We start from the raw sequence: 11739 nt of genomic DNA, 5'->3' as shown, positions 1-11739 counted from the left end.
AAACCTTCCAATATAAATTCGGAGGGTTATTTGTAATGCTTAGATTCTAGTATAGCAGTATTTTTTCAAGCTTCTAATGAAAAATGTTGACAAGATATTAGCTGGTTTAGCACAACAGGCTGCCGATTGTTGATATGCTCCCCAAATAGTAGACAGGTGAAATAATAACAACCTGCTGCTAGGAAGGGAGCATTTTTTCATGTCTATAAATTCAATACGTTGCTGAAGATAAACTCGCCATAATCAAAGAGATCGTTCAACAAATGAAAAAGGAGCTGCTACGTGGGCAAAGCTCCTCAACTATCGTTTTTAGTTTAAGATGTGCCTGCACAAGCTGAACCAGTAAAAGTTACTGGACCTGTAAGAGTTACAGCAGTTGGTTCATCACTTGACAAATACATTGTATACCGAATCTGACCAGTTACAACATCAGTTACTGGAGGGAAATCGCCAGTAACAAATGTCAAGTCTCTGGAGCCTGGGCCAGCAGTTAATTCAATATTCGAAGAGAAGATGAGAATTCCTGTACCGAATACACCAGTACCTCCCCTTTCGATAAGGATGTTGACTGTGTTTGTTGCACTTCTATTGACCCCAACCATTCCCCAAAGTTGAATACGAACATCATTTACGTTTGGGGTCCCTATAGCGTGAACAGTTTGTAGTCCAATATCACCAAATAAAGTGGGAGTTGCTGTTAAAATTGCAGTGCCAGTACTAGACGTATTATTTAACGATAGACGTGAATCCAAAAATTGAGTAGACATTTTCTGTGCACAGCTCGCTTTCTTTTTTATCCTAATCTATTCATAGAAAGTTTAAGTGCTTGGACACAAAGAATAATAGAGATATCTGTAGCCTGTTACTTTAATGAAAAACAATGAGCCCATTCTTCAATCTAACAGATATGGATTTCTCGAAAGTTCGGATGCCGACATGTTGAGCAGTTCCTTCTCTTCATCTAAAATAACTAAATCGTATTGGTTGTTCACCTCTTGCAATACGATTGCGAATGTTCCAATTCCGGGGATCAAGACTTGGCATACCGAATTTTCTATTGTTAGATTGGACACCAGTTCCCATAATTCACTCATCGTTTGAACTTCCTTCATACGAATCACCACCCCATCGAAAGTTCCTAAGGATTTACGCCTATCGCGTATGGACGTGCCCCTGTCGGGATCGTAGCAATTACCGCTTGGGTTACACCATCGATCACAGACACATTATTATCATCTTGATTAGTGACATAGATCCGATTCGTTATTGGATTTACTCCTACCCCATTCGGATTATTTCCAACAATAATCGTGTCGATAACGGTATTCGTTAGTCCGCTTATTACCGATACGTTATCCGAATCTCGATTGGGGACGTAGATCGCATTCGTCGAGGAATTAACCCCTACTTCACCTGGAGAAATCCCGACCGGAATACTAGCGACTACGAGATTGGTAGCTCCACTAATAACGGATACAAAGTTACTGGTGAAATTCGAAACATAAATTAGATTTGTAGCCGGATCGACTCCTACACGGAATGGATTAACCCCAACTGGAATGTTGACGATTACCGTATTCGTCGTGCCATCGACCACAGTTACGATATCGGAATTGAAATTCGCGATATATATCAGATTGGTCAACGGATTGACAGCTATCCCCGTAGGAAAAGGGCTTCCTCCCACAGGTGTAAAGGTGGTCACCTCGGTATTAGTCAAGCCTTCAATCTCCGTGACGTCATTACTATTGAAATTCGCAGTATAAATCGCGTTCGTAGCTGGATTGACAGTCACATCCCCGGATCCATCCCCTGCGGGTATGGTGGCGATTACAGTATTGGAATTTCCATCAATAACGGAAACTTCACTGCTGTTTACATTCGCAACATAGATTCGATTGGTTAACGAATTAACGTCTATACCCGCGGGACTAATGCCAACCGGAACGGTAGCAATGACCGCATTCGTTATCCCATCTATTACGGATACACTATTACTATTGAAGTTAGTCACATAAATACGATTAACCGATAGGGTACCGGTTGCTCCGGTTCCTGATCCCAAAAGTTCATCTGATACAAGACGATGAGCCGTTACTAACTGTCCGGTTAGATCTTTTCCCCAAAAGGAAATTTCAGTACTGTCTGCTGCCGGACCACTTGTTGTAAAAACGAATTGGAATGCGTCATAATTTGCCGAATAGTTTTTTGTAACAACTGCATCAGGTTGGATGGAGAACAATTCCTGCACATACAATGACCGAGTACCGTATAAAACAAAACCCTCTAGTAGAACGATAGAGTAATTAACAGGATCGCGATTATCCATTTTTATCGTGACTTGTTGAGTTGGTCGCATCCCATCTACAGGTTCGTTTGTAATTGGACCGGTTGATAATAATGCCATTCATTCATCCCTTCTTCACGTTAGTCTTGAAGTTCATTTGATACAAGACGTTGGACTGCTACTAACTGTCCGGATAATTTTTTTCCCCAGAAAGAAATTTCGGTACTGTCTACTGCTGGACCACTTGTTGTAAAAACGAATTGGAATGTGTCATAATTTGCTGGATAGTTTTTTGTAATAACTGCATTAGGTTGGATGGAGAACAACTCCTGTACATACAATGACCGGGTACCGTATAAAACATAACCCTCTAGTAGAACGATAGAATAATTAACAGGATCGCGGTTATTCACTTTTATCGTGACTTGTTGAGTCGGTCTCATCCCATCTACAGGTTCATTTGTAATTGGACCGGTTGATAATAGTGGCATTCATTCCCCCCTCTTTACGTCAGACTTAATAAGAAATAAATATCCTTTTTTTGGAAGTTGGTATTAGTTATTATATGTATATTTCATACTATAGCTTGGACACTTTGCACCCAAAAAAGTAGTTAAATAGAGTCCTTTATACGGATGCCTTATGCTATGGATAAAAAGATGCGATTCCTACGTGCGAAATAGATGATAAAAAAAAGCTTGATTCATCAAGCTTTCACTCCATACATTATGTAAGTGGATTTGTGTCCCTAGATTAACTTTTGTTGTTTTCTTTTTCCAGGTAATCTTGCAATTTCCTTTCAATATCTTCTCTGCAATCCAAGCAAATTGCAGCTGGATAAGTGTTTGGTCCGAAATATTTATATTCATCTGGATAGGCGGTTATCCATCTTATTTCATGACAACGTGAGCAATAAACTTGTATGGAGATTTTGTCCATATAACTCCCTCCTCGTTCTCCATAATTACTTATGCATTTTCTTAAGCCTCGAATAATATCACTATTTCAATCATAAAACTTAAAGTCAACTTTAAGTCAAGGGGTGAATGAGATGAATGAGCTTAGTATTGGCCAATTAGCTGCAAAGGCTAATGTGGCCGCATCGACTCTGAGGTACTATGAGTCAATTGGTTTATTGCCCTCCCCCGATCGAAAAAACGGTCAACGCCGGTATGACTCAAGGTTGCTTGAACGCATCAACTTTATTAAAGTCGCTCAGCAGACAGGATTTCACATTCAGGAAATTGCGGTACTATTAGAGGGCTATGAAGCAGATAGTCCTATTTCTGACCAGTGGGAGCAATTGGCAAAGAATAAACGATTCGAACTAGAAGATAAAAAGAATCATGTTGATTCGATGATTCAGCTTCTAGACAACTGTATAAGCAGCAAAAGTCTTAACTGGACAGAATGTTTGGAGCAGATACAAAAGACAGGCAAGTGTTGTTAGATGTGATTTGGGCACATCCCATTCTTTAAAACAAAAAGGATGGCACATTCGATATGCCATCCTTTTTGTTGAACTCCATTGTCTTCTTTTCGCCATGAGCTTTCGTTCCTCGTTAGTTCAATCGGCTATGCGTAAATATCTATCCCTACAATACGATTATCACTTGAATCAACTACAAGAATAAGTGAACGTGCAAAAACAATGAAAGTACGTATAGTAACAGATTCACGCAACTTCTCCTCCAGAACCCATCCTGTTGGAGCAAGTAAAACAGACCCTGTATCAGCAAAAAAGATGATGAACAGTTAGCTCAATAAAAAAAGAGGAACCGCCATTTGCAGCAGGTTTCCTCTTGTTGGCTTTCTTAGTTTCATATCATTCCCCAAAGGAATACAGAAGTTGATCATTTCGAAAAATGGGTCGTTCAGTCTGTGTTATTCCGGTTCCATAGGTTCATCCTCGCCCCGATCCGGGACGAGATTTTCTGCTCCTGCCCAATGAAAATATTGTTACACGTTCGCGCTAACTGTTTCTTTTTAAACTATCGTTTCCCGTTAGAATACTGATTCTTCTACGTCCATCACAGTTGAAATATGTTTTTTGGGGACGGCTAACAAGTGGATAGGGGCGGTGTGGACCTTACAATGGAATACGATGACTTGTTCATCCTGTCGATAATGTTACAAAAGACACATTTACATCCTTAGTAGAGTTGTCCTAATTTCTCCATAAGAGATATAAATTAAAAAGTAAACCAATCGCGATAACAATCAGACCAGTATTTTTAGAATTATATTCTGCCCACATTCCTCTTTTATATCTCCGCACTAAAACAACAACTATTGATATAATGAAGGATGATATCATCATTGCAACAAGAAGCTCCATTTTATATCTCCTTTCTTCCACTATTTAGACGTAAACGTTTGGAAATTGTTACGCTAACCTCCCGTTACTTCAATAAACACTTTAGACCCGCAGCAACGGGCTGCGGGTCTAAAGTGTTTATATTTTAAGGGGTTGGGAACGAGCAATTGTTAGCCATTTGTTTTGAAAGTCCACTGCTCATCTTTCACTATCCATACTGTTTTATCATTCAAAATCTCTTTTATAAAAGTATGATATTGTAACGAAGACTGGCTCATAAAACACCTCTTAAAACTCAATAATTTAAATACATCTTCTATGTTGGCAGTAATCTATCCTGCCAGGACGGCGTGCGCGCAGCCCCTGCGCCTGAGTCACCCCATGCGCGTGGATAAAGTATCCGCAACTGACACTAGCACTGCCCCAACCAGCGCGCATACAGGTATCAGGATAATATGTCTGGTGCCGTTCTTGTCGTCCGACATGCCCGTTCGTTTATTTTCAGAAGACGTGATGTAATTAGTAATACAAACATCTTTTTCACTGTCGCTTGAATTTTATCACCAAGCTTTTCATACCTACCACCTTGGAGTTTTCTAACGTTTATCTACTAGATTTTTATGAATGAGAGTCGCTAAAATATAAATAATATGTCCGATACTCACTAAGCCTAGGCCCATAATGATATTTATTAATTCAATTTTATGGTCTTTATAATAATCCACGACTAAAAAGACAACTAGATAAAAAACAAATACCATCAAGAGCCATTTATCTATGACTTTAAAGTCATCTTTCTTGAATAATTCCTTATCATTCGTATCAGAAGAAACAGTAAATCCGATTGCAAAGCTAATTATCTTTATAGCTTCAAACTCAAATTTACTATGTGTAATTTGAGAATTAGCCATATCAAATGTGATAAAAAATATTGTGAACCAAATTAATTTATTAATAAATACTTGAATTTTATTTTCAAGAAAACTTTTCAATGTTTTCTCTTCCTTTCAAGTTTTGCAACAGGATTCTTATATAAACATTCAACAAATGGACAGTTACTACCCAGCAATCTGCTCCTTGTTCGTTTAGCTATCGACCCTCTTTAGTAGAGTAAGCACTTTTCAATTCGTACGAGGTCGAGGTATAACCAATATCGGTTTCATATATTCTTAGAAATACAAACCTTAACCAACCGCCTTCGGGATTATTATCATCAATGGTGTCTGGGAATTCACTTGAATTTGTACAATCTCTCAACATCACAACACGATAATTATGATGGCGAGCCCCTACACAAGTATGGAATAAACACGATTTTAAATGGAAGCCAACAGTAATCAATGTATCAATGTTCCATGTTTTTAGATAATAGTCGAGCACAGTTCCATTGAATCCATCTTTATGCGACTTTGGAATAACTGCCTCATTATCGAGCGGTTGTATGTCGGGATTAAACTTAGGAATCATAGGTTTCCAACTATTTTCAAGAAAGTCTAATCCATGAATCTTTGTTGTTACATCATTTGGCCCCCCAACCCCATAAATAGCGTTGAATAGATAAACAATTTTCATGCCCGATTCCCTCGCGATGCTAAGTGCCGAGTATATCTCGTTCTCAACAACATGTTTATCAGCCGATGATTCATCACAATCAACTAATAGCAATGCTGTTCTTTCTGGAACGATATTAATTTGCAAATCAGATTCGGCATTATATTTTCTTACGGATAATCTTAATTCTGTTGCATGATTCCCCATAGCTAGACACCACCCTCGCCCATATTGTCAGTTTTCATTATACCGAAATATTCCATGGAACAATTATCCTTTTTTATCAATAACCATCACGCTAATTGATTGCTTTATTGTACATTGTCATCTTTTGAAAAACATGGCATTCTACAACATGAATCAACTTCGTCAGGAACATGTCATCTCAAGGTTGTTCAGGTGTGTATATGGGGAGGTATGGATAGACATGCGTTACAAGGAAATACCAGGCACAGGGTTAAATGCTTCCGTCATTTGCATGGGTACAGGCGGCTTCGGGGGAGGGATGCCCCGGGAGCAAGCATTTCGACTGCTTGATCTGTATGTTGAGCTGGGCGGGAATTTTATCGATACGGCGCATTATTACGATAACTGGCTAGGCGTCGGAAGAAGCTTAACCGAAATCCGGCTTGGCGAATGGATGCAGGAACGGGGAAACCGAGACAAGCTTGTTTTGGCCACCAAAGGTGGGCATCCCGAGGATGAAACGCCTCATCAAGCAAGACTTGGACGACACGATCTTCTGGAAGAGATTGATGAGAGTCTAAAGCTGCTCCAAATCGACTATATCGACCTATACTGGCTGCATCGCGATGAGCCAACCAGGCCCGTTGAAGAAATTATGGAAACTCTGCACAGCCAAGTGCAGGCAGGTAAAATCCGTCAGATCGGCTGCTCGCACTGGACAGTGGAGCGGATTAAGCAAGCTCAAAGCTATGCAGCTGCTAATGGGCTTACCCCCTTCGCAGCTAATCAGCCCTATTGGAATTTAGCTGGTTATTATACCGGCTCGGCGAGAGATGATCTTGACTCAGATAGAAGCTATTATCAGGAATCCGGAATGGCCGTTATCCCATTCTCCTCACAGGCGAACGGTTTCTTCAGCGGTCGGTATGCGCGAGGGAAAGCAGCAGGAACGCAAGGAAGTGCAGAACATGTAGAGAGAACCTTCTTCAACGATCGCTGTTTCGATCTTCTGGATCGCGTACAGCAGCTGGCCGGCGAGCTCGGGACAACCGGAACCGTTATCGCGCTCTCTTATTTGACATCCCAGCCCTTCCCTGTTTTTCCGATCATCGGATCGAAAACACAAGAGTATGTGCGTGACAGCTGTGCGGCAGGAGACTTCTTGCTAACGCCTGAGCAGCTTCACTTTCTGGAAAATAATTTATCATCCAAACCCTTAGGAGGAATTTAAAAATGATTCGCGTAGCCATGCTCAGCTATTGGCATGTACATGCCTGGGATTACACCAATCAAGTGCAGGCCAATCCGAACCTTGAGGTAGCCGCTATTTGGGACGAGCTTCCTGATCGTGGTCAGGAGATCGCAGACCAACTGGGCGTACCGTTTATCGCTAATCTAGATGAGCTGCTTGCCCGTACAGATATCGATGCCGTCGTCGTAGATGCGCCAACAAATATGCATCGCGATGTGATGGTGAAGGCGGCTCGCGCAGGCAAACATATTTTCACAGAGAAAGTGGTTGCAGCTACGCTGAAAGAAGTTAATGAAATTAAAGCTGCTGTACGAGAAGCCGGAGTCAAATTCACGGTTTCGATGTTCCGACTGAACGAACGTTATACACCAACGATTAAAGGGCTGATTGATAAAGGCCTCTTCGGCCAGCTGACCCAAGTCCGCGTTCGTAACGCACACAACGGAACGACTGGAAATTGGCTTCCTGATCATTTCTATAATCTTGAGCAATGCCAAGGCGGCGCCCTAATCGATCTGGGATGCCACCCTGTATATCTGACACGCTATCTTCTTGGGTTGCCGCAAAGTGTTACCGCCAGCTTCGGCTACGTAACTGGCAAAGAAGTAGAAGACAATGCAACCGTAACGCTTCGTTATGAGAATGGTGCTGTCGGTATTCTTGAAACAGGCTACCTCACTCCTCACTCCCCATTCTGTATTGAAATTCACGGCACGGAAGGGTCGCTTCTATACGGATTACCGGATGACGTGATTCGCGTTCGCAGCAACAAGCTGGAACAACAGGAGTGGGTAACGATTGACCATCTTTCTGACTTGCCTACTGCAATCGAGCAATGGGTCGGCCATATAATGAATGATACTCATCCTGATGAGAATAACGAGTTCGCAACCGATTTGACAAGAGTCATGGAAGCCGCTTATCTTTCTGTGGCTGAGAAACGCGTAGTCTCGTTGTCTGAGCTGCACAACTAATCTGTTAAAAAGAAGCCACTCCTCAACAGGAGTGGCTTCTTACATCTAATGAAAAGTCCTTATACAGGATATTGGAGTTACTTTATCGTGTCGCCTCAACCCCAAATCGTATTGCCTCTTCAAGTATACTAATGTTTATATCTTTTAGCGTTTTGAACTTAATACAATATCCGCTCACACTCGCCTTGCCGAGTTTTTCCCCGTATGTAAGGGTTAAATATTTCTTATCTTCAATACCAAGGATATAGACAGAGATTCCGGTTTTGTTTGCACTGATGCCAATTTGATAAAATTCTCTGGTTTTTCCATCAGCATATTTTATGGTGTGAATTCCATATCCGATATTAGGATTGGAAACCGTTTTATTTTCATTGTTTTTACCATCCAAGAACCATAATTTACATTCTGGCATTATTTGCAGAATGATTCGGTGCAACGCTTGCATATCACTACGTTTTGGTTCAGGTTGGCTGGTAATATACTTTCCTATTTGTTCTTGTGTGTTCATATTACGTGCTCCTTCCATTTTCAATTACTAGACTGTTCTAACCACCTCTTTTATTTCTGTACGCCCATCTCTGGTATGCAGTTATGAATCCAATGAACATACAATATCATTCATTCGCCATCGCCTTATTCATCAAGTTCGCCTTCTAATCAGACTTACCTACCGAAGCAGCGGCGCGCCTGCAAATGTAGACCAGAGCCAGTTCTGATAAAATGCCCAATCCTAGGATCAAGATAGACCACAGCATGACTGTAGTTTGAGACCAGTTGATACTAAATGGGAAACTAATCAACGATACGACATTAACGAAGATAACAAACATACGGCATCGGTTAACAGATTCAGCGAAGGTGTGATTTGCGGTATCGATCGCGTGTTGGAATAGTGCCAGAAGGAACCAGTTTACCAAGAGCAATTGAAGAAACAACATCATGCTGCCATATGCCAACCATGGAGGAGAGACGTCAAATGAGTGAACGGATTGGCCAAAGAACGGCACCACTTCCGCAACAGAGAACAAAGTAAGAAGAGCAGCGGGCCACTGAGCTTTCAGATAATTGCTGCGAAAATGACCCAGGCCGATTACAGCATTCCACATCAGCGCATACCCGACAATGTCGGGAAGGATGTCGAACATACCGATTCGAAAATCTATGAGTACGATTACCACACCCCAAGAGAAACGGAGAAAAGCGTTTTTCAAAGCGATGCTTCCTCCTTTCTCAAACGGACGTATTTAGATAGATCTTTCTCATATAAATCCGGCTGCTTGTTGATGTACATAACACCTGCAGGATTGCCATTCTTGTCTTCCGCAACAACCATGAGTTGAAAAACATCGAATTGACGTATATCCCCCTTTGGCAACAGAAAGCGATAGTTCATTGAGAAGGAGTCACCTTTGCGAAGTTGAATAGGAAAAGCGCCGGAATCACTCGCCTTTACGCTGCCGTTATTTAGCATCAATTCAAACCCACTTCCAAGCAAATCGGTATAGCTATTCGAAACGGCTGTGATTTCAACGTCTCTGCGCGCTATGTATCCGTCTCCTCCAGTGCCGTCTGAGGAACCTCTCGTGAAATTTGACTCCAGCGGGAGGGCTTGTTTATCAGGATGAATAATCAATTTACCGATCTCTACCGTATCTTCAAATCCGTCGTTGTAATAGACACGAAGTTGATCGATAATAAGCTGTTCTTTAAGCTGTCCGATTGCGATCGACGAAGGCGACAAAACTGCTTCCCGCAGCTGCAATCTTCCCTTCTCATCTCTTGTTTCGATATGCTCAACATGAAGCATAATGCCATCGGCTAGCTCGATCTGATAAGGTTCGCGTGAAGAGTCCTTATTCGTAAGATAATAGAACCGCATTTGTTGGAGCAGTGATTCAGGCATCTCATAATAATGTTTCAAGAAAAGCGGCTTATCTATTTTTTGACTCTCATAAAACCATAGGTTGCCCACCCATGAAGCAGCGACCGCCAAGGCAAGCAGCCAAATCCAATGTTTGTTCATCATCATACCCCGCTATTTACGACTATATTTTTCGGATAGGTTATCGTTCATTCTTTTTTATCTTTTTGTAGATTAATTAACCTATCAAGCCTTTCAATGATGCGTTTATCATTCTTTAATTGTTCCTTCATCATGACGTCTGTTCTAAGTGCGCCTAAAACTAGAATTATGCACACAATAAATATAAATATAGCCATAACCCTCCTCCATCCTCACTGTAAAATTTAGCTGGCATTTAGCGGAATTGTCGCGTAGCCTTTGTAGTTAATTATCGCTAAGAAGCTTTCCGTCCTTATCGTAATATTTATATTTGAATGCAAGGGTATCATCTTTAGGTAAATCAATCCAAGTAACAGACTTTTGATTTACACGAAATGCTTGTTCAATTACTTGTTTATTTACCTCTAATTCCATTTTCGCAATTTCATTTTCCTGATTCGTAATCATCATAAATTCTGAATTACGGGTCTCATCATTCGATAGGTTGATTAAGAATGCAGTAAACGATTGACCTGTATGTTCTTCGGTATTTGTCGACTCATAATTGCCTTTATGGTTTTTAGTAAATCGAATATAGGCTGGATTATTATTGGATAAGAAGCCAACGATCCGTACATCATTGATGTCTTTTATCTCCAAAATCTCAACTGATTTATCTTCATAACCTTCAAAAGTCTTAATCACTTTCTGTATGGATTCGATATCATTCCCATAAAGTTTATTGGTACGATTAGACAAATAAATAGCAATCATTGCAATTAAAACAACTCCAATAAAACCATATACTATGATGTATTTCTTTGATAGAACCATATGCCGAATCCCCCGTTCATGAGCGATGATGCTTATCCTTCAATAGGTGTCATAATCTCTATTCCAGGTAATACCGAATACTCTCGTAAATAGCCGGTACCACCTGGCGCAGAGGCGATCCTATTGATCCAAAAGGGTTTATTTTCATGTTTCCACGCTCCATTTATGGTATTTTAACCCACTTAAATCAGTGTAACATTGCACCTTTTATTGAACAATACTGCCCGTTCGTATTATGAGGTCAGCCAGTTTTTACTGGTTGACCTCTTTTGTCTTTAAGAGGTTTAGTACGGGTAGCCGGGGTAGAACGTCACTGCCCGTGGGGCTAGACCCCGT

General features: G+C 40.9%; 15 protein-coding genes. 3 read left to right on the top strand and 12 right to left on the bottom strand.

Annotation, left to right across the window (positions count from 1 at the left end; all coding sequences use genetic code 11):
• Positions 1 to 314: 314 nt before the first annotated feature.
• The 5 genes from AC0YNS_RS31615 to AC0YNS_RS31595 form a co-directional block, all read right to left on the bottom strand.
• A complete protein-coding gene (locus tag AC0YNS_RS31615; RefSeq protein ID WP_475784841.1) occupies positions 315 to 767 on the bottom strand; it encodes a hypothetical protein in 453 nt (150 codons plus the stop codon).
• A gap of 126 nt (positions 768 to 893) precedes the next feature.
• Complete coding sequence (locus AC0YNS_RS31610) at positions 894 to 1112, bottom strand: hypothetical protein (RefSeq protein ID WP_475784840.1); 219 nt, start codon at positions 1110 to 1112, stop codon at positions 894 to 896.
• A gap of 26 nt (positions 1113 to 1138) precedes the next feature.
• Positions 1139 to 2065, bottom strand: coding sequence for a beta-propeller fold lactonase family protein (locus tag AC0YNS_RS31605; RefSeq protein ID WP_475784839.1), 927 nt, complete (start codon positions 2063 to 2065; stop codon positions 1139 to 1141).
• Between the two features lie 362 nt (positions 2066 to 2427).
• Positions 2428 to 2778 (bottom strand): hypothetical protein, encoded by a 351-nt coding sequence (locus AC0YNS_RS31600; RefSeq protein WP_475784838.1) that lies wholly within the window; start codon positions 2776 to 2778, stop codon positions 2428 to 2430.
• Positions 2779 to 3040: 262 nt separating this feature from the next.
• Complete coding sequence (locus tag AC0YNS_RS31595) at positions 3041 to 3226, bottom strand: hypothetical protein (RefSeq protein ID WP_475784837.1); 186 nt, start codon at positions 3224 to 3226, stop codon at positions 3041 to 3043.
• A 112-nt stretch (positions 3227 to 3338) separates the two neighbouring features.
• Here AC0YNS_RS31595 and AC0YNS_RS31590 point away from each other — a divergent pair, with 112 nt between their 5' ends.
• Positions 3339 to 3737 carry a MerR family transcriptional regulator gene (locus AC0YNS_RS31590; protein WP_475784836.1) on the top strand — a complete coding sequence of 133 codons (399 nt, stop codon included), beginning with the start codon at positions 3339 to 3341 and terminating at the stop codon, positions 3735 to 3737.
• A 1463-nt stretch (positions 3738 to 5200) separates the two neighbouring features.
• Here AC0YNS_RS31590 and AC0YNS_RS31585 read toward each other — a convergent pair.
• Both AC0YNS_RS31585 and AC0YNS_RS31580 read right to left on the bottom strand, forming a co-directional pair.
• Positions 5201 to 5596: a hypothetical protein gene (locus AC0YNS_RS31585; protein ID WP_475784835.1), complete on the bottom strand. Its 396-nt coding sequence runs from the start codon at positions 5594 to 5596 to the stop codon at positions 5201 to 5203.
• Between the two features lie 97 nt (positions 5597 to 5693).
• The gene (locus AC0YNS_RS31580; protein WP_475784834.1) at positions 5694 to 6362 is read right to left on the bottom strand and encodes a cysteine hydrolase family protein; all 669 of its coding nucleotides are present in this window, start codon (positions 6360 to 6362) and stop codon (positions 5694 to 5696) included.
• Between the two features lie 220 nt (positions 6363 to 6582).
• On the opposite strand from AC0YNS_RS31580, the gene AC0YNS_RS31575 reads away from it, so the two are divergent.
• Complete coding sequence (locus AC0YNS_RS31575; RefSeq protein ID WP_475784833.1) at positions 6583 to 7572, top strand: aldo/keto reductase; 990 nt, start codon at positions 6583 to 6585, stop codon at positions 7570 to 7572.
• A gap of 2 nt (positions 7573 to 7574) precedes the next feature.
• On the top strand, positions 7575 to 8567 hold the full coding sequence (locus AC0YNS_RS31570; protein ID WP_475784832.1) for a Gfo/Idh/MocA family protein: 993 nt from the start codon (positions 7575 to 7577) through the stop codon (positions 8565 to 8567).
• Between the two features lie 82 nt (positions 8568 to 8649).
• Here the strand turns inward: AC0YNS_RS31570 and AC0YNS_RS31565 are convergent, their stop codons facing one another.
• The 5 genes from AC0YNS_RS31565 to AC0YNS_RS31545 all read right to left on the bottom strand — a co-directional run bounded on the left by AC0YNS_RS31565 (position 8650) and on the right by AC0YNS_RS31545 (position 11403).
• On the bottom strand, positions 8650 to 9075 hold the full coding sequence (locus AC0YNS_RS31565) for a DUF1801 domain-containing protein (RefSeq protein WP_475784831.1): 426 nt from the start codon (positions 9073 to 9075) through the stop codon (positions 8650 to 8652).
• Between the two features lie 145 nt (positions 9076 to 9220).
• On the bottom strand, positions 9221 to 9778 hold the full coding sequence (locus AC0YNS_RS31560; protein WP_475784830.1) for a hypothetical protein: 558 nt from the start codon (positions 9776 to 9778) through the stop codon (positions 9221 to 9223).
• Positions 9775 to 10590, bottom strand: a complete 816-nt coding sequence (locus AC0YNS_RS31555) for a hypothetical protein (RefSeq protein ID WP_475784829.1) — start codon at positions 10588 to 10590, stop codon at positions 9775 to 9777. The genes AC0YNS_RS31560 and AC0YNS_RS31555 overlap by 4 nt, the downstream gene beginning before the upstream one ends.
• 47 nt (positions 10591 to 10637) lie before the next feature.
• Entirely contained in the window at positions 10638 to 10787 is a 150-nt protein-coding gene (locus AC0YNS_RS31550; protein WP_475784828.1) for a hypothetical protein, read from the bottom strand.
• A gap of 67 nt (positions 10788 to 10854) precedes the next feature.
• Positions 10855 to 11403 (bottom strand): hypothetical protein, encoded by a 549-nt coding sequence (locus tag AC0YNS_RS31545; RefSeq protein WP_475784827.1) that lies wholly within the window; start codon positions 11401 to 11403, stop codon positions 10855 to 10857.
• Between the last annotated feature and the right edge of the window lie 336 nt (positions 11404 to 11739).

This window comes from Paenibacillus sp. J22FR21, from assembly GCF_056269135.1.
This window is presented reverse-complemented; position numbering and strand designations above follow the sequence as displayed.